Annotated in this window: 12 protein-coding genes, 2 rRNA genes and 1 pseudogene (1 of these 15 running past the window's edge); 12 read left to right on the top strand and 3 right to left on the bottom strand. The window is 61.3% G+C overall.

Annotated features, from left to right (window positions below; all coding sequences use genetic code 11):
* The 8 genes from KUA23_RS25520 to yfiB form a co-directional block, all read left to right on the top strand.
* Window positions 1-552: ribosomal RNA gene (locus tag KUA23_RS25520) — 23S ribosomal RNA — on the top strand; it begins 2,340 nt to the left of the window's first position.
* Window positions 553-709: 157 nt separating this feature from the next.
* Window positions 710-825 (top strand): 5S ribosomal RNA (gene rrf / locus KUA23_RS25515).
* A 143-nt stretch (window positions 826-968) separates the two neighbouring features.
* Window positions 969-4,418, top strand: a complete 3,450-nt coding sequence (gene recC, locus KUA23_RS25510) for an exodeoxyribonuclease V subunit gamma (RefSeq protein WP_346356361.1) — start codon at window positions 969-971, stop codon at window positions 4,416-4,418.
* The gene (gene recB, locus KUA23_RS25505; RefSeq protein ID WP_252993048.1) at window positions 4,415-8,089 is read left to right on the top strand and encodes an exodeoxyribonuclease V subunit beta; all 3,675 of its coding nucleotides are present in this window, start codon (window positions 4,415-4,417) and stop codon (window positions 8,087-8,089) included. Before recC ends, recB begins: the two co-directional genes overlap by 4 nt.
* Entirely contained in the window at window positions 8,086-10,155 is a 2,070-nt protein-coding gene (gene recD / locus KUA23_RS25500) for an exodeoxyribonuclease V subunit alpha (protein WP_252993047.1), read from the top strand. Before recB ends, recD begins: the two co-directional genes overlap by 4 nt.
* 141 nt (window positions 10,156-10,296) lie before the next feature.
* Window positions 10,297-10,872, top strand: a complete 576-nt coding sequence (gene yfiR / locus KUA23_RS25495; RefSeq protein WP_252993045.1) for a regulatory sequestration protein YfiR — start codon at window positions 10,297-10,299, stop codon at window positions 10,870-10,872.
* On the top strand, window positions 10,869-12,131 hold the full coding sequence (gene dgcN, locus KUA23_RS25490; protein ID WP_252993044.1) for a diguanylate cyclase DgcN/YfiN: 1,263 nt from the start codon (window positions 10,869-10,871) through the stop codon (window positions 12,129-12,131). Before yfiR ends, dgcN begins: the two co-directional genes overlap by 4 nt.
* 4 nt (window positions 12,132-12,135) lie before the next feature.
* Window positions 12,136-12,627 (top strand): outer membrane lipoprotein YfiB, encoded by a 492-nt coding sequence (gene yfiB / locus KUA23_RS25485; protein WP_078050184.1) that lies wholly within the window; start codon window positions 12,136-12,138, stop codon window positions 12,625-12,627.
* Window positions 12,628-12,914: 287 nt separating this feature from the next.
* On the opposite strand, the pseudogene KUA23_RS25480 reads toward yfiB, so the two are convergent.
* Together KUA23_RS25480 and KUA23_RS25475 are read right to left on the bottom strand one after the other, a co-directional pair.
* Window positions 12,915-13,110, bottom strand: a pseudogene (locus KUA23_RS25480) (DUF3077 domain-containing protein); the annotation flags it as partial.
* 313 nt (window positions 13,111-13,423) lie between these two features.
* Complete coding sequence (locus tag KUA23_RS25475) at window positions 13,424-14,371, bottom strand: LysR family transcriptional regulator (RefSeq protein ID WP_028617937.1); 948 nt, start codon at window positions 14,369-14,371, stop codon at window positions 13,424-13,426.
* A gap of 129 nt (window positions 14,372-14,500) precedes the next feature.
* Here KUA23_RS25475 and KUA23_RS25470 point away from each other — a divergent pair, with 129 nt between their 5' ends.
* Entirely contained in the window at window positions 14,501-16,018 is a 1,518-nt protein-coding gene (locus tag KUA23_RS25470; protein WP_016974890.1) for a CoA-acylating methylmalonate-semialdehyde dehydrogenase, read from the top strand.
* Window positions 16,019-16,033: 15 nt separating this feature from the next.
* Entirely contained in the window at window positions 16,034-16,921 is an 888-nt protein-coding gene (mmsB, locus tag KUA23_RS25465; RefSeq protein ID WP_252993043.1) for a 3-hydroxyisobutyrate dehydrogenase, read from the top strand.
* 48 nt (window positions 16,922-16,969) lie between these two features.
* Here mmsB and KUA23_RS25460 read toward each other — a convergent pair whose 3' ends face one another.
* Window positions 16,970-17,314, bottom strand: a complete 345-nt coding sequence (locus KUA23_RS25460) for a cupin domain-containing protein (RefSeq protein ID WP_010206533.1) — start codon at window positions 17,312-17,314, stop codon at window positions 16,970-16,972.
* A 375-nt stretch (window positions 17,315-17,689) separates the two neighbouring features.
* Between KUA23_RS25460 and kynB the strand changes: the two genes are divergently transcribed.
* On the top strand, window positions 17,690-18,340 hold the full coding sequence (gene kynB, locus KUA23_RS25455) for an arylformamidase (RefSeq protein ID WP_078050182.1): 651 nt from the start codon (window positions 17,690-17,692) through the stop codon (window positions 18,338-18,340).
* The gene (kynA, locus tag KUA23_RS25450; RefSeq protein WP_078050181.1) at window positions 18,337-19,194 is read left to right on the top strand and encodes a tryptophan 2,3-dioxygenase; all 858 of its coding nucleotides are present in this window, start codon (window positions 18,337-18,339) and stop codon (window positions 19,192-19,194) included. Before kynB ends, kynA begins: the two co-directional genes overlap by 4 nt.
* Window positions 19,195-19,256 lie beyond the last annotated feature (62 nt).

Here is a 19,256-nt window from a genome sequence, read left to right as displayed (position 1 = left end):
GACAGACACGTCGAGCAGGTACGAAAGTAGGTCTTAGTGATCCGGTGGTTCTGTATGGAAGGGCCATCGCTCAACGGATAAAAGGTACTCCGGGGATAACAGGCTGATACCGCCCAAGAGTTCATATCGACGGCGGTGTTTGGCACCTCGATGTCGGCTCATCACATCCTGGGGCTGAAGCCGGTCCCAAGGGTATGGCTGTTCGCCATTTAAAGTGGTACGCGAGCTGGGTTTAGAACGTCGTGAGACAGTTCGGTCCCTATCTGCCGTGGACGTTTGAGATTTGAGAGGGGCTGCTCCTAGTACGAGAGGACCGGAGTGGACGAACCTCTGGTGTTCCGGTTGTCACGCCAGTGGCATTGCCGGGTAGCTATGTTCGGAATAGATAACCGCTGAAAGCATCTAAGCGGGAAACTAGCCTCAAGATGAGATCTCACTGGAACCTTGAGTTCCCTGAAGGGCCGTCGAAGACTACGACGTTGATAGGTTGGGTGTGTAAGCGCTGTGAGGCGTTGAGCTAACCAATACTAATTGCCCGTGAGGCTTGACCATATAACACCCAAGCAATTTGACTACTCTAACGAGCATCAGATTGCGGTGTGTGAAGACGAAATGAACCGAAAGTTCGACGCTCACAAAACACCGAAAGCTATCACATACCCAATTTGCTGAAGCGAGGCCAGCTGGCCACGACTCAGTACCCGAATTTCTTGACGACCATAGAGCATTGGAACCACCTGATCCCATCCCGAACTCAGTAGTGAAACGATGCATCGCCGATGGTAGTGTGGGGTTTCCCCATGTGAGAGTAGGTCATCGTCAAGATTAAATTCCGAAACCCCATTTGCGAAAGCAGATGGGGTTTTGTTTTGGGCGGTCGAAAAGACAGCTAACATCCGAGTTCCGCCAAAAACTGCCCACGGTGCTAAAGTCGCACCCTCGATTTTGCTTTTCCCAAGGAAGCCGTTATGCCGGATGCGACGTCCCTCAGTGCTGGATTCATGGTGGTTCACGGCAACCGCCTGGACGAGCTGCGCAGCCTGGTGGTCAGCTGGATGCGTCGCTATCCCCTGGCCCCTCTGGAAAACGAAATCGCCCTGGTACAAAGCAACGGCATCGCCCAGTGGCTCAAGCTGGCCCTGGCTGAAGATCCGGAAGACGACGACATGGGCGGTTGTGGCATCGCTGCCGCAATTGACGTGCAACTGCCCGGCAGCTTCATGTGGCAGCTCTACCGTATGGTCCTGGGTCGTGACGAAATTCCGCCCAAGTCCCTGCTCGATAAAGCCCCATTGACCTGGCGCCTGATGCGTCTGCTCCCGGAGCTTATCGATCAACCGCACTTCGAACCGCTGCAGCGCTTCCTCACCCACGACACCGACCTGCGCAAACGCTACCAACTCGCCGAACGCCTGGCTGACTTGTTCGACCAATACCAGGTTTACCGCGCCGACTGGCTGGAAGACTGGGCCGCCGGCCGCCACCAATTGCGTAACGGCCGGGGCGAATCCAAGCCCCTTAACCCAGCCAACTGCTGGCAAGCCGAACTGTGGCGCGCATTACTGTTGGATGTAGGTGAAGAAGGCATGGCCGAAAGCCGTGCCGGCGTTCACCAGCGCTTCATCGAGCGCATCAATTCCCTAGACAGCGTGCCCCCAGGCTTGCCATCCAGGGTCATCGTTTTCGGCATCTCCTCGTTGCCAGCACAGGCACTGGAAGCCCTCGCCGGTCTCGCGCGATTCAGCCAAGTCTTGCTCTGCGTACATAACCCTTGTCGCCATCATTGGTCCGACATCGTCGCCGACAAAGACCTACTACGTAACGAATACAAGCGTCAGGCTCGCAAAGCGGGCATGCCGGTCACCATCGACCCACAAACCCTGCACCAGCACGCTCACCCGTTATTGGCCGCGTGGGGTAAACAAGGCCGTGACTACATCAGCCTCCTGGACAGCTACGACGATCCCAACAGCTACCGCGCCGCATTCCGTGACGGCCGCATCGACCTGTTCAGCGACAGCGAACCGACCACACTGCTCAACCAGCTCCAGGACGATATCCTCGAACTGCGCCCACTCAACGAAACCCGCGAGCTATGGCCAGCTGTCGATCTGGACCGCGATACCTCAATCCGTTTCCACATTGCACACAGCGCCCAACGCGAAGTGGAAATCCTCCACGACCAACTGCTCCAGCGCTTCAGTGCCGACCCCACGCTGCGCCCCCGGGACATCATCGTCATGGTCCCCGACGTCGACAGCTACGCGCCGCACATCCGCGCCGTATTCGGCCAGCTTGAGCGCAACGACCCACGCTTCATCCCGTTCACCCTGACTGATCAAGGCCAGCGCGGTCGCGACCCTCTGCTCATCGCCGTCGAACACTTGCTGAAACTCCCCGATAGCCGCTTCCCCGTCAGCGAAATCCTCGACCTGCTTGATGTTCCGGCCCTACGCGAACGCTTTGTCATCAAAGAGCGTGACCTGCCCACATTGCACCGCTGGATAGAAGGCGCCGGCATCCGCTGGGGGCTTAGCGCCGAACAACGTGCCAGCCTTGGCCTACCACCGGAGCTGGAACAAAACAGCTGGCGTTTCGGCCTGCGCCGCATGTTGCTCGGTTACGCCGTAGGCACCGGCGCCGCGTGTGATGGCATCGAGCCCTACGACGAAATCGGTGGCCTCGACGCCGCCCTGATTGGTCCACTGGTTGCCTTGCTCGACGCACTCAACGACGCCCATCAAGCTTTGTCGCAGCCCGCATCGCCCAAAGAGTGGGGCGAACGCCTGCAACGCCTGATGCAACTGTTCTTCCTGCCGAGCAGCGAACACGACGACTACCTGCTGAGCCAACTCGAGCAACTCAGAGAGACTTGGTTGGAAACCTGCGAGTCCGTAGGGTTGCAGGACCAATTACCACTTACCGTAGTACGTGAAGCTTGGCTCGCCGGCCTCGACCAAGGTCGCCTGTCCCAACGCTTCCTCGCTGGAGCTGTCAATTTCTGCACCCTGATGCCCATGCGTGCGATCCCCTTCAAGCTGGTCTGCCTGCTCGGCATGAACGACGGTGATTACCCGCGTGCGCAACCTCCGTTGGACTTCGACCTGATGGGCAGCGACTACCGCCCCGGCGACCGTTCACGCCGTGAAGACGACCGCTACCTGCTGCTCGAAGCCCTGCTTTCAGCACGTGACCAGCTGTATATCAGCTGGGTCGGCCGCAGCATCCGTGACAACAGTGACCGCCCGGCCTCGGTACTGATCGGCCAGCTGCGTGACCATCTCGCCAGCGGCTGGCACCTCGCAAACAGTGACACGCCGCTGATTGAAGCCATGACACAAGAGCATCCGCTGCAACCGTTCAGCGCCCGTTATTTCCATGAGGGCGATGCGCTGTTCAGCTACGCGCGCGAATGGCAGTTGCTCCACGAGGCCTCCGATGCCATCCCAGCCAAACACGACCTAGCCCCCCATCAACAGGAAGAACCCCTGAGTCTCGGCCAGCTTCAAGATTTCCTGCGCAACCCAGTCAAACACTTCTTCAGCCAACGCCTGAAAGTGTTCTTCGAAGCCGCCGAGGTGCCGCTGGCTGACGAAGAGCCCTTCGTTCTCGACGCACTGCAACGCTATAGCCTGAGCGACAGCCTGCTCAGCGCCGCACTCACACAACCCGATCACCTCGACCAGGCGCTGAACGCCCAGGCCTTGCGTTTACAAGGCAGTGGCCTGTTGCCGATGGTGGGTTTCGGTGAGTGCCTGCGCAACGAGCTGATCGAGCCCTTGCCCGATCTGCTGCGACGCTACCAGCAGTTGCTGGCCCTTTGGCCCACCCCGCACCCCGGCGCCGAGCCCGTCAGTTTTGAGCATCATGGCGTTCACTTGGAAGGCTGGGTCAGCGGTCTGCATCGGCGCAGTGATGGCGGTTTACTCAGCGTCACCACCATTCCCAACAGTATCGGCTCGATCAAGACCCGCAAATGGCATCGCCTGATTCGCCCCTGGGTCAATCACGTGGTCGCCTGTGCCTGCGGTCTGCCGTTAAGCACCGGCTTGGTCGCCAGCGACGAGACCCTGCTCCTGCCACCACTGGACAGATCCAATGCCCAGGAAGTCCTCGGCAACTTGCTGCTCGCCTGGCAAATCGGAATGAGCCAGCCACTGCCCGTTGCCGTGAAAACCGCTTTCGCGTGGCTCAGCCAAACCGATCCTGCCAAGGCGCAAGCAGCTGCCAGTAAAGCCTACGAAGGCGACGGCCTGACCACCGATGGCGAGCGTCGCGAAACCCCGGCGCTCACCCGGCAATTTCCCGACTACGCCACACTCATCGCCAGCGAAGAGTTCGAAGGGTGGTGCGAAACCCTGTATCGCCCGCTGCTCAACGCACCCTGGCGATCACTCACTGGCGAGGACGGCGCATGACCAGCAAACCCTTGGCCCTTGCGTTTCCGCTCAAAGGCAGTCAACTGATTGAAGCCAGCGCCGGCACCGGCAAGACGTTCACCATCTCCGCCCTTTACCTGCGCCTGGTCCTCGGCCACGGTGGCGAAGACGCAGGCTTTGGCCGTGAATTGCTGCCGCCACAAATCTTGGTGGTGACCTTCACCGACGCCGCCACCAAGGAGCTGCGCGAACGGATCCGCATCCGTCTGGCTGAAGCCGCGCGCTTTTTCCGCGAAGAAATCGAACAGCCCGACACCCTGATCGCCGATCTGCGCGCCGACTACCCCTCCGAACAATGGCCTGCCTGCGCCAATCGCCTGGACATCGCCGCCCAGTGGATGGACGAAGCCGCTGTCTCAACCATCCACAGTTGGTGCCAGCGCATGCTGCGCGAACATGCCTTCGACAGTGGCAGCCTGTTCACCCAGACCCTGGAAACAGACCACAGCGACTTGCTCGGCGAAGTGTTGCGTGATTACTGGCGGCTGTTCTGCTACCCGATGCACGACGATGCGCTCAACTGGGTACGCAATAACTGGAGCGGCCCCGCCGCGTTGATGCCACGGGTACGCGCGTTGTTTGGCAGCGAACGGCCTACGGATGAAACCCGCGAGCCTGCCGAGCTGATCAACGCCTGCCTGCAAGAGCGCCGCGAAGCACTGCAGACACTCAAGGCCCCCTGGCAACAATGGGCCGCCGAGCTGCGCGATATCTGCCTGCAAGCCGTGGCCGCCAAGGCCGTCGATGGCCGCAAGATGCAAGCGCGCTACTTCGAGCCCTGGTTCGAAAAGATCAGCGCCTGGGCCGCTGACGAATCCCTCGAGCAACTGGACATCGGCACCGGCTTCACCCGCCTGACGCCCGACGGCATGGCCGAAGCCTGGAAAGGCGAGCCGCCCCAGCACCCCGGTATCGACGCCATGGCCGGACTCAAGGCGGCCCTTGATGCGCTGCCGACCCCCGACGCCGCCGTGTTGCAGCACGCCGCCGGCTGGGTGGGCAAACGCTTCGAGGAAGAAAAGCGGCGCCGCGCCGAAATGGGTTTCGACGACATGCTCATCCGCCTCAACGCTGCGCTCCAGGCCGACGGTGGCGAACGCCTGGCCAGTGTGATCCGCGAGCAGTTCCCCGTGGCCTTGATCGATGAGTTCCAAGACACCGACCCGGTGCAATACAGCATTTTCGACAGTATCTACCGCATCGAAGAAAACCACCTCGACAGCGGGCTGTTCCTGATCGGCGATCCCAAGCAAGCGATTTACGCCTTCCGGGGCGCCGACATCTACACCTACCTGCGCGCCCGGCAATCCACTACCGGCCGCCACCACACACTGGGCACCAACTTCCGCTCCAGCCACGCAATGGTGGAGGCGGTGAACCACGTGTTCCAGCGTGCAGAAACAGGTCGCGGCGCGTTCCTGTTCCGCGAGCCGAAGGGTGAAAACCCGGTGCCTTTCCATTCGGTGCAGTCCCAGGGGCGCAAAGAGCAACTTCAGGTGGATGGCCAGACAATGCCGGCCATGAACCTCTGGCACTTGCCCACCGACCAGCCGGTGTCCAATGCGGTTTATCGTCAGCAATTGGCTGCCGCCTGTGCCACACACATTGTTGAATTGCTCAACGGCGGGCAGCAAGGTACTGCTGGCTTCCTGCAGCCAGATGCAAGCTTCAAGGGCGTGCTCCCGTCAGACATCGCCATCCTCGTGCGCGATGGCAAGGAGGCCCAGGCCGTACGTGCCGAACTGGCTGCCCGTGGTGTGCGCAGTGTGTATCTGTCCGACAAGGACTCGGTGTTCGCTGCCCAAGAGGCCCACGACCTGCTCGCCTGGCTAAAGGCCTGCGCCGAGCCGGATGTCGAGCGCCCGCTGCGCGCCGCCTTGGCATGCGTCACCCTGAACCTGTCGTTGCCGGAACTGGAGCGTCTGAACCAGGATGAGCTGGCGTGGGAAAGCCGCGTCATGCAGTTCCGTGGCTACCGCGCAATATGGCGGACCCAAGGCGTGCTGCCGATGCTGCGCCGCCTGCTGCACGACTTTAAATTGCCGCAAACCCTGATCGCACGCAGCGATGGCGAACGCGTGCTGACCAACCTGCTGCACCTCAGTGAATTGCTGCAACAAGCGGCATCGGAACTGGATGGCGAACAGGCACTGATCCGACATCTGGCCGAACACCTGGCACTCTCCGGCCAAGCGGGTGAAGAACAAATCCTGCGTCTGGAGAGTGATGAGCAACTGGTCAAGGTGGTGACGATCCACAAGTCAAAAGGCCTGGAGTACGACCTGGTTTTCCTGCCGTTTATCTGCTCGGCCAAACCAGTGGACGGCAGCCGGTTGCCGCTGCACTACCACGATGAACACGGCAAATCCCAGGTCAGCCTGCGCCCAACGCCTGAGTTGATCGTCCAGGCTGATAACGAGCGCCTGGCCGAAGACCTGCGCCTGTTGTATGTAGCGCTTACCCGCGCCAAGCATGCATGCTGGCTGGGCATCGCCGACCTCAAGCGCGGCAACAGCAATAGCTCTGTATTGCATCTTTCAGCGCTGGGCTACTTGCTCGGCGCTGGAGCGTCGTTGGCGGAGTCTGCCGGTTTGGCACGCTGGCTATTGGACCTGCAAGCAGGGTGTCCCGCCATCGACTACACCCAAGTGCCCGACGCGCAAGACATCGTCTTTCACCCACCTCGCAACGAAGCCAGGCTGCGGGCGCCCTTGCTGCCCAAGCGCAAGGCCGCAGAAAACTGGTGGATTGCCTCCTACAGCGCGTTGCGCATCGGCGACAGCATGAGCGCTGCCTCGCTCGAAGCGCCGGAGAGCCCACAGGCCCAGAAGCTCTTCGATGACGAGCGCCTCGACCCCGATGCACCGCGCGAAGTGGCGGCGTCCGGCGGCGATATTCACCGTTTCCCACGCGGCCCGAACCCAGGGACTTTCCTTCACGGTCTGCTGGAATGGGCGGGGGAGGAGGGCTTCAACGTCACACCCGAGGCCATCGAAAAGGCAGTCGGCGCACGCTGCAATCGGCGCAACTGGGAAGGCTGGATCATCACCCTCAGCGGCTGGCTCGGCCACCTGTTGCAAACGCCACTGCCGGTGGATAACGGGCATGTCTCCCTCAGCGATTTGCAGCAGTACCAAATCGAGATGGAGTTCTGGTTCGCCAGCCACAAAGTTGACGTCCTCGCTCTCGACAAACTGGTATGCCAATACACCCATAACGGCGTTTCCCGCGTTGCCGCCGAACCCGTGCTGCTCAATGGTATGTTCAAAGGGTTTATCGACTTGACCTTCGAACATGACGGCCGCTATTACGTGGCCGATTACAAATCCAACTGGCTCGGTCCCGACGATTCGGCCTACACCCCGGACGCTATGGAACAGTCGATCCTCGATCATCGGTACGACCTGCAATACGTGCTTTACCTGCTGGCCCTGCATCGCCAACTCAAGGCGCGCGTGCCGGACTACGACTACGACCGCCATGTCGGCGGCGCGCTGTACCTGTTCCTGCGCGGCACCCAGTCGGCGAGCCAGGGTGCGTATTTCACCCGGCCGCCACGGGAACTGATCGAAGGCCTGGACCTGTTGTTCCAGGGCAAGCCCATCCCGCCCAAGGTTGAGCCCGCCTGGGAACAAGGAGTGTTGTTATGAGCCTGTCGCCGTTACCGCTGGAGGCGCTGATGCCCCTCAGCAACGCCGCCGACCTGGTGCAACTGCTGGAACGTTGGGTCGATCGCGGTTGGTTGCGCGCCCTGGACAAAGCCTTCGTCGGCTTCTTGCACGAACTTGAACCCCACGCTGACCCGCTGGTGCTGCTGGCTGCCGCGCTGACCAGCCATCAATTGGGCCATGGCCACGTCTGCCTCGACCTGTTCGAAACCCTCAAGGCACCGGACTTTGCCCTGTCGTTGCCGCCTGAAGGCGACCTGCAAACCGGCGCCATGCTGCTGCCGTCGCAGTTGCTCGACGGCCTCGATGGCGCCCACTGGTGCCATGCGCTGGCCGCCAGCCATCTGGTGGCGTTGGCAGTTGATGGCAGCGAAGCCGCCCAGAGTCGCCCCTTGGTCCTGTCCGGCAAGCGCCTGTACCTGCGCCGCTACTGGACCTACGAGCGGCGCATCGACACCGCCTTGCGCCTGCGGCTCGCCACTCAGGAAAGCATCGCCACCGATTTGCCGCAGCGCCTCGACAGCCTGTTCGACCAACCGCCGCCCGATGGTGTGATCGACTGGCAAAAGCTCGCCTGCGCACTGGCTACCCGCGGTGCATTCAGCATCGTCACCGGCGGCCCCGGTACCGGCAAGACCACCACCGTGGTGCGTCTGCTCGCGCTGTTGCAGGCGCCGGCTGTGGAGTCCGGCAGTCCATTGCGCATTCGCCTCGCCGCGCCTACCGGCAAGGCGGCGGCACGCCTCACCGAGTCCATCAGCCAGCAAGTGCTGTCGCTGAAAGTACCGGACAACGTGAAGGAAAAGATCCCGACCCAGGTCACCACCGTCCACCGCTTGCTGGGCAGTCGCCCGGGCACGCGGCATTTTCGTCATCACATCGGCAACCCATTGCCCCTGGATGTGCTGGTCGTCGACGAAGCCTCGATGATCGACCTGGAAATGATGGCCAACCTGCTCGACGCCTTGCCGCCCCATGCTCGCCTGGTCCTGTTGGGCGACAAGGACCAACTGGCGTCGGTAGAGGCGGGCGCGGTACTGGGTGATTTGTGCCGCGACGCCGAAGCTGGCTTCTACAGCGCCGAGACCCGCCAATGGCTGCAAGCCGTCAGCGGTGAAGACCTCAGCGCCACTGGCCTGCAGGAAGATCTCGACGGTACCCATCCCCTGGCACAGCAAGTGGTGATGCTGCGCTACTCGCGACGTTTCGGTGAAGGCAGTGGCATCGGCCAACTGGCACGTTGGGTCAACCAGCAAAACGCCGAAGAAGCCCGCAAGCTGTTGGCGGCGCGCAGTCACGATGACCTGTTCTGTGTCAGCCTCAAGGGCGAGCATGACCACGCCCTGGAACGCTTGGTACTGGACGGGCAAGGTGGCGGTGCCCAGGGTTATCGCTATTACCTCAACCTGTTGCAAAGCGCGCGGCCAGCCCCCGGCACCCCACGTGAAGACCCCGCCTGGACTCTCTGGGCGCAGCAGCTGCTGCAAGCCTTCGACGCGTTCCAACTGCTCTGTGCGGTACGCAAAGGTCCCTGGGGTGTGGAAGGCCTGAACCTGCGCATCACCGCGGCCTTGCGCAAGGTGCGGCTGATCGAAGGCGACGAGCAATGGTACGAAGGCCGCCCCGTGCTGATGACCCGCAACGATTATGGCCTGGGCTTGATGAACGGTGACATCGGCATTGCCCTCAAATTGCCCGAAAGCGACGGCGGCCCCCAGGTGCTGCGTGTGGCCTTCCCACGTAACGATGGCCAGGGCGGCGTGCGGTTTGTGCTGCCCAGCCGTCTGAATGATGTGGAAACCGTGTACGCCATGACCGTGCATAAATCCCAGGGCTCGGAGTTCACCCACACTGCGCTGATCCTGCCGGATGCCTTGAACCCGGTGCTCACCAAAGAGTTGATCTACACCGGCATCACCCGGGCCAAGCGCTGGTTCAGCCTGATTGAGCCCCGTGGCGGCGTGTTCGAAGAAGCCGTCAGGCGCAAGGTCAAGCGCTTGAGTGGGTTGATGCTGGAGTTGGGTCACGAGCCTGAAAAAACTGACTGACAGATCATGTGATATTTCTGATTCAGGCGTCTGATTTTTCTGAAAAAATAGCGACCCCCACGAAGCCCCGTCTTCGCGGGGTTTTCCGCCGCTGTGCTATCGTTGCGGCATCATTTAAAAAACACCTGAGAGAATCGCTGCATGAACGTGGCTGTCTCGCCCACAGAGCGCAGTTTGAGCTGGAGACGCCTGCTGCTGGTGGCGGTCCTGTGTGTGCTTACGCCACACGCTTTTGCCCAGGCATCCGACCCCGCAGGCCTTGCCGCGCAACGCGCCCAGGCGGTCACCCAAGTGGTACTGGGTATCCTCAGTTATGCGCGCTGGCCGGTTGAGCCTGCGCAATTGCGCCTGTGTATCGTCGGCCCGACCCAATACACCGACGACCTGATCAAAGGCACCACACAGGCTACCGGCCGTCCGGTCGTGGTGCAGCGTCTGCTGGCCAGCCATTCGGATATCGTCAACGCGTGCGATGCGGTGTACATCGGAAAACTCAGTGCCGATGAGCGTGGTCAGATGTTTACCTCGTTGATCGGTCATCCGGTGCTCAGCATCAGCGAAGGCGGCGACCAGTGTACGGTGGGAAGCCTGTTCTGCCTGCGGGTGGGGGATGAGCAGGTGTCCTTCGAGGTCAACCTCGACTCCGTGGCGCGCAGCGGCGTGCGCATTCACCCCAGCGTGCTGCAGTTGTCCCGTCGTCGAGCGCCTGCGCCATGAAGGTCGATAAAGTGCGACCGACATTGCGCTCGGTCATCGGCCGAGGGCACCTGATCCTGGCGCTGGTGGCCGTGATCCTGGCGAGCGTCTCGCTGACCTTGCTGGGGGTGTTGGCGCTGCGGGTGTATGCCGAACACAACCTGCACCTGATCGCGCGCTCCATCAACTACACCGTGGAAGCGGCGGTGGTGTTCAACGACAGCGCGGCAGCCACCGAAGCCCTCAGCCTGATCGCCTCCACCGAAGAGGTGGCCCAGGCCGAAGTCTTCGACGCCAATGGCAAGTTGCTGGCGCAGTGGATACGCCCGGATACCGGCATGCTCTCGCGGGTTGAGCTGGAACTGGCGCACACCTTGCTCGAACAACCCATCAGCCAGCCGATCCTCCACCAAGGGCGAGCCATCGGCAGCACTCACCTCACGGGTCACGGTGGCAGCCTGCTCCGCTTCCTGCTCAGCGGCCTGGCCGGGATCCTCATCTGCACCGCGCTCAGCGCGTGGATCGCCCTGCACTTGGCGCGACGCTTGTTACGCGGTATCACCGGCCCACTGCAAAGCCTCGCCGCCGTGGCCCACGCCGCCCGCAGCGAGCGCGACTTCGACCGCCGCGTACCACCGGCAAAAATCGCCGAACTCGACAGCCTGGGCAGTGACTTCAACGCCCTGCTCGGCGAGATGGAGGCCTGGCAGAACCACCTGCAAAGCGAAAACGAATCCCTTGCCCATCAGGCCAACCACGACAGCCTCACCGGCCTGCCCAACCGCGCGTTCTTCGAAGGCCGATTGATCCGTGCCCTGCGCAGCGCGGCCAAGGCCAAAGAGCAGGTGGCAGTGCTTTACCTCGACAGCGATCGCTTCAAAGAGATCAATGACAGCTTTGGCCACGCGGCCGGTGACGCCGTGCTCGTGGCCGTCGCCGAACGTGTACGGGCCCAGCTGCGTGAGGATGACCTGGTGGCGCGCCTGGGCGGTGACGAGTTCGCCATCCTGCTGGCGCCGCTGCACAAGGTAGAAGACGCCCACCGCATCGCCGACAAGATCATCGCCAGCATGGACCAGCCCATCCCCGTGCCCGGCAACACTCAGGTATTGACCTCCCTCAGTATTGGCATCGCCATCTACCCTGATCATGGCGCCACACCCGGCACCTTGCTCAATGCTGCCGACGCGGCGATGTACCAGGCCAAACGTTTGTCCTCGGGCGGCCAGCAAACGGCAGAGTCGGAGCCCTCCGCCGCCAACGTTCACCACAGGAGCTGATCCCTTGTTCTCGACCGTGCGTTTCATGTTTATCCCCCTGCTGGTGGCACTGCTCGCCCTCGGCGGCTGCCAGACGCCACCCCCCAAAGGCCTTACCCCGGCGCAAGTGGCCGTCCTCAAGCAACAAGGCTTTGAACTGACCGACGAAGGCTGGGCATTCGGCCTGTCCGGCAAAGTGCTGTTCGGCAGCGACGTCGAGACGCTCAACCCACCCAGCACCGAGATCGTCCAGCGCATAGGCAAGGCCCTGCTGGGCGTCGGCATCGAACGCGTCCGCATCGACGGCCACACCGATGCGTCGGGCAAGGAAGCCTACAACCAGCAACTGTCCCTGCGCCGCGCAAAAAGTGTGGCGACGGTGTTGACCGGTGTGGGCATGAAGGAAGAGAACATCCAGCTGCGCGGGCTGGGCAGCAGCGAGCCGGTGGCGCCGAATACCACGGTGGAGGGGCGCACGGAGAATAGGCGGGTGTCGATTGTGGTGATTGCGGACTGAACCCGTCCCGCCAATCTCAATGTGAAACCCAATCAACTGTGGGAGCTGGCTTGCCGGCGATAGCGGTCCATCAGCAAAGAATGTGCTGACTGACACACCGCCTTCGCAGGCAAGCCAGCTCCCACACTTATTTGTGCAAGGCCTGGATTTTGCGGCTTACCCAGTTCAACTGTGGGAGCGGGCTTGCTCGCGAATGCGGTCATTCAGTTAAGAATCTATTGCCTTACCCACCGCCGTCGAAGGCAGGCCCCCACATCTGAACGGTGTGCGCTTAACGGTCCGGCGTGCATATCTAGGGCGGCTTCCATCGCGAGTTTCTTGGAGTAGAAAAGCAGGGTGGAGGCGTGCTCTAACGCTTCCTCAATGGGCATGCCGGCGTTGACGCGGAACAGGGGTTTTTCGTTTTCGCCGTAGTCCCCGAAAGGTGACGACGCCGAGGGTGGTGATGGAGGAGAGCGGTGGATCGGGGACGATTTTAGTCATGATCCATACCTGGGAGTTTAGGGAGCCACCCACTCATGTCGCTAAACATGAAAGGGTGCAGCTGTGCGCAGATTAGCGAACCGGCCCCAGGACCCGGCAGACCCAAAGGTCTCCCACGCACAGCCGGCATAACACGACAACGACAAGCATGAAACGCTTGACGTTGGAGGCTGTGTCCGGGGTCGGGTCGCTAAACCCGTTCTCTGATGTCAGCGAAGTACGGAGGCTAATGACTCGAACCCTAAGGCACAATAGGCCGGAGATTCTCTAGGAAACGTCCTGCAAATTAAAGCGAATCATCGTTGATGGCCCTTTAATCCGCGAACCTGATCTCCCTGGTCTCCCCCATCAACAGCCCCTGATTCTGCTCCGTCACCTCCCTGATGTAGTCCCACAACAACGTAATCCGCTTCAACTTCCTCAGGTCCTCCCGGCAATACATCCAGAACTGGCGAGTGATGGAAATCTGCTCCCCCAACACCGGTAACAACCGTGGATCCTGCGCCGCCAAAAAACACGGCAATATCGCCATCGACCGTCCTTGCTGCGCCGCCACGTACTGCGCGATCACACTGGTACTGCGCAGGCTGGCGCTGGCGCCGGGCACCACGTTTGCCAGGTACAGCAGCTCCGAGCTGAACGCCAAGTCATCTACATAGCTGATAAACGGATGCTCGGCCAAATCCGCAGGTTTGCGGATGGGCGGGTGTTGGTCCAGGTATTCCTGGGTCGCGTACAGCTGCAATTTGTAGTCGCACAGTTTGCAGCACACATACGGCCCATGTTCCGGCCGTTCCAGGGCGATGACGATGTCGGCTTCGCGCTTGGACAGGCTGATGAAGTGGGGCAGGGGCAGGATGTCCACCGAGATGGCCGGGTAGGTGTCGACGAAGTGGCTCAACTGCGGGGTGACGAAGAAGCTCCCGAACCCTTCGGTGCAGCCCATGCGCACATGGCCCGACAGCGCAACGCCGGAGCCGGAAACTTGCTCGCAGGCCATGTGCAGGGTGCTTTCGATGGACTCGGCATAGCCCAGCAGACGCTGGCCCTCGGTGGTGAGCACGAAACCGTTGGTCCGGGATTTTTCGAACAGCAGGGTGCCGAGTGACACTTCCAGTGAACTGATGCGCCGCGACACGGTGGTGTAGTCCACCGCCAGGCGCTTGGCGGCCACGCTGGCCTTGCGGGTGCGGGCCACTTCGAGGAAAAACTTCAGGTCATCCCAGTTCAGGGAGCCCAGCGACGTGATGTTTTTTTGCATATTGGTCCGGCTTTTATGTGCGTTCTTATTAGAGATTTGCACATCTATACTCCAAAAACAGTCCGAACGCCTCATTTCCCAAGGCGGTTACGCGCCTTGTCTCTGCATAAATATAAGATTGGAGACCACATGAACGCATCTGCCGATATTTCCGTGCAACAGGTCAAGTTGCTGATCAACGGCGAGTGGGTCGAGTCCAAGACCACAGAGTGGCAAGACATCGTCAACCCGGCCACCCAAGAGGTGCTGGCCAAAGTCCCGTTCGCCACGGCCGATGAGGTCAACGCTGCTATCGATGCCGCCCATCGCGCCTTCCAGACCTGGAAGCTGACGCCGATCGGTGCGCGCATGCGCATCATGCTCAAGCTGCAGGCCTTGATCCGCGAACATTCCAAGCGCATCGCCGTGGTCCTCAGCAACGAGCAGGGCAAGACCATTGCCGATGCCGAGGGCGATATTTTCCGTGGCCTGGAAGTGGTGGAACACGCCTGTTCCATCGGCACCCTGCAAATGGGCGAATTCGCTGAGAACGTCGCCGGTGGTGTCGACACCTACACCCTGCGCCAACCCATCGGCGTGTGCGCCGGTATCACCCCGTTCAACTTCCCGGCGATGATCCCGCTGTGGATGTTCCCGATGGCCATCGCCTGCGGTAACACCTTCGTTCTCAAACCGTCCGAGCAGGACCCGCTGTCAACGATGCTGCTGGTGGAGCTGGCGCTGGAAGCTGGCGTGCCGGCTGGCGTGCTCAACGTGGTGCACGGCGGCAAGGACGTGGTGGATGCGCTGTGCACCCACAAAGATATCAAGGCCGTGTCCTTCGTGGGCTCGACCGCCGTGGGCACTCACGTCTACGACTTGGCCGGCAAACACGGCAAGCGCGTGCAGTCGATGATGGGCGCCAAGAACCACGCGGTGGTGCTGCCGGATGCCAACCGCGAACACACCCTCAATGCCCTGGTCGGTGCCGGTTTTGGCGCGGCGGGCCAACGTTGCATGGCCACCTCGGTGGTGGTGCTGGTGGGCGCGTCCAAACAATGGCTGCCGGACCTGAAAGCGCTGGCGCAAAAGCTCAAGGTCAACGCGGGCAGTGAAGCGGGCACTGATGTCGGCCCGGTGATTTCCAAGCGTGCCAAGGCACGTATCCTGGAACTCATCGAGAGCGGCGTGAAAGAAGGCGCCAAGCTGGAACTGGACGGCCGCGACATCAAGGTGCCGGGCTTCGAGCAAGGCAACTTTGTCGGCCCGACCCTGTTCTCGGGCGTGACCACCGATATGCAGATCTACACCCAGGAAATCTTCGGCCCGGTGCTGGTGGTGCTGGAAGTGGCGACCCTCGACGAGGCCATCGCCCTGGTCAACGCCAACCCGTTCGGCAACGGCACTGGCCTGTTCACCCAGAGCGGTGCGGCGGCACGCAAGTTCCAGAGCGAGATCGATGTAGGCCAGGTCGGCATCAACATTCCTATTCCGGTGCCGGTCCCTTTCTTCAGCTTCACCGGCTCGCGCGGTTCCAAGCTCGGCGACCTCGGCCCGTACGGCAAGCAAGTGGTGCAGTTCTACACCCAGACCAAAACCGTCACCAGCCGCTGGTTCGATGACGACACGGTCAACGATGGCGTCAACACCACCATCAACCTGCGCTGATACCGGGAGACGACCATGAAGATTGCATTTATCGGCTTGGGCAACATGGGTGCACCCATGGCCCGCAACCTGATCAAGGCCGGCCATGCGCTGAACCTGTTCGACTTGAACCAGACAGTACTCAAGGAACTGGCCGAACTGGGTGGCACTGTCAGCGATTCACCACGCGATGCGGCAAAAGACGCTGAGCTGGTGATTACCATGCTGCCGGCGGCGGCGCATGTGCGCAGCGTGTGGCTGAATGAAGACGGGGTTTTGGCTGGCATCGGCAAAGGCGTACCAGCGGTGGATTGCAGCACCATCGACCCGCAGACCATCCGCGACGTAGCGACTGCGGCGGCCAAGCAAGGCGTAACCGTAGCCGACGCCCCGGTCTCCGGCGGCACCGGCGGCGCCGCATCAGGGACGCTGACCTTCATGGTCGGCGCCACCCCGGAACTGTTCGCCACCCTGCACCCGGTGCTGGCACAGATGGGCCGCAACATCGTGCACTGCGGTGAAGTGGGCACCGGGCAAATCGCCAAGATCTGCAACAACCTGCTGTTGGGGATCAGCATGGTCGGCGTCAGTGAGGCCATGGCCTTGGGCGACGCGCTGGGCATCGACACCCAGGTGCTGGCTGGCATCATCAACAGCTCCACCGGGCGCTGCTGGAGTTCCGATACCTACAACCCATGGCCGGGGGTGATCGAAACCGCACCGTCGTCGCGTGGCTACACCGGCGGTTTCGGCGCCGACCTGATGCTCAAGGACCTGGGCCTGGCTACTGAGGCTGCACGTCAGGCCAAGCAACCCGTGATTCTGGGCGCTGTGGCCCAGCAGTTGTACCAATCGATGAGCCAGCGTGGGGAAGGGGGCAAGGACTTCTCGGCGATCATCAATAGCTATCGCAAGCACAAGTAGGGGCGTTTCCGGGAGCCTGCTAATAGTGGGCTCCCGGGTTTTTGCGGCTCAAGCAAACACAAAATACTTACGCACTGTCTCGACCACTTCCCACGTCCCCTTCATCCCCGGTTCCACCACGAAGATATCCCCTGCTCGCAAGTGAATCGGCTCCAGGCCTTCCGGGGTGATGATGCAGTAGCCTTCCTGGAAGTGGCAGTATTCCCATTTCACGTAGTCCACGTACCACTTGCCCGGGGTGCAGATCCAGGTGCCCATGATCTTGCTGCCGTCTTCGCTAGTGTAGGCGTTGAGGTTGACTGTGTGCGGGTCGCCTTCGAGTTTTTCCCATTTGCACGCGTCCAGGACCGGCAGGGGGTGGGTGTCGCGCAGTACGGTGATGGGCTTGGACATGATGTCTCCAGGGCAGGGAATGGAAAGATCCACCCTAAGGCCTAGGGCGTTGCGTCAGTGGTCTGAACTCGACATCGGGATGCCCAGAAGCGCAGCGGTGTGATGATCCGGAAATTACCGCGAACCCTTGTGGGAGCCGGGCTTGCCCGCGATAGCGGAGTGTCAGGCTATGAAGATGCAAGCAGTGTCACCGTCATCGCGGGCAAGCCCGGCTCCCACAGGGCACGGTGGCGCATCCGGACGATATATTCGTGCGATTTATCGTCCTTTCTTCGCAGTAAGTGCGAAAGATTTCCCGTCTCACGCCAGAATTCGCAAGAAAATTCGCAGCCGGCCCTCGTATCATTCACCCCAGTAACCGCCGAGAGCCTTCAAATGAACCCAATAAAAACGTGGTGGGATATCAGCCCGCCCTTGAGTACGGCGACCCCGACCTGGCCGGGGGATACGCCGTTCCAGGAAGAGCGCGTGTGGCAGTTTGGCCCGGAGTGTCCGGTGAATGTCGGGCGTATCACCTTGTCGCCGCACACTGGCGCCCATGTGGATGCACCGCTGCATTACAGCGCAGACGGCGCACCCATCGGCGAGGTGTCGCTGGACGTGTACATGGGCCCGTGCCGGGTGTTGCATTGCCTGGACAGCGGCGCGCTGGTGCAGCCGCATCAGTTGCAAGGCCGTGTGGATAACCTGCCCGAGCGTGTGTTGCTGCGCACTTATCCACAAGCGCCGCTGACTGAATGGGATTCGAATTTCACCGCCATCGCCCCGCAAACCATCGCGCTGCTGGCCAGCCTGGGCGTGCGTTTGATCGGGATCGATACGCCCTCGCTGGATCCGCAACAGTCCAAGACCATGGATGCCCACAACGCCGTGGCGCGCCACGGCATGGCGATTCTCGAAGGCATCGTGCTCGATGACGTACCGGAAGGCGACTATGAACTGATTGCTCTGCCGCTGCGTTTTGCCAACCTGGACGCGAGCCCGGTCCGCGCCATTCTCCGTCCGCTCAAGGAGCCCACGCGATGAGCCAATGTCCCTTCTCTGCCGATTACCAACCCCCGGAAGAATGGCATAACGCCGAGCTGAATTTTTCCGAGTCCATGAGCTATGGCGATTACCTGGACCTGGGCAAAGTCCTCAGCGCCCAGCACCCGCTGTCGCCGGACCACAACGAAATGCTGTTCATCATCCAGCATCAGACCTCCGAGTTGTGGATGAAACTGATGCTTCACGAACTCAAGGCCGCCCGTGAACACGTGCGCCTGGGCGAGCTGCCACCAGCGTTCAAGATGCTGGCGCGGGTGTCGCGGATCTTCGATCAGCTGGTGCACGCCTGGGCCGTGCTGGCGACAATGACGCCGTCGGAATACAAAGCGATCCGCCCGTTCCTGGGGCAGTCGTCGGGGTTCCAGTCGTTCCAGTATCGCGAGATCGAATTTATTCTCGGCAATAAAAGCGCGGCGCTGTTGCGGCCTCACGCCCATCGGCCGGAGCTGTTGAACGAGCTGAAAGTGGCGATTGCCACGCCGTCGCTGTACGACGAAGCGATCAACCTGATGATCAAGGCCGGCCTGGCGATTGACCCGAAACGTGCCGAGCGCGACCCGACGGCGGCGACGGTTCACGATGAGTCCGTGGAGGCGGCATGGCGTGAGGTATACCGCGAGCCGAACCGCTACTGGGACCTGTATCAGTTGGCCGAGAAGTTTATCGACCTGGAAGACTCGTTCCGCCAATGGCGCTTCCGCCATGTGACGACGGTAGAGCGGATCATCGGCTTCCAGCCCGGTACGGGCGGCACGGAAGGCGTGGGGTATTTGCGCAAGATGCTCGACACCGTGCTGTTCCCAGAGCTCTGGCGAGTACGTTCCACGCTCTAAACAAAAAGCCCCGGATTACCGGGGCTTTTTCATTTTGGATGCATTCAAAACTGTGGGAGCTG

Origin of the sequence: Pseudomonas pergaminensis (assembly GCF_024112395.2) — a bacterium.
GTDB lineage: Bacteria > Pseudomonadota > Gammaproteobacteria > Pseudomonadales > Pseudomonadaceae > Aquipseudomonas > Aquipseudomonas pergaminensis.
The sequence above is the reverse complement of the archived record's forward strand: the minus strand, read 5'-3'. Positions and strand labels throughout refer to the sequence as shown.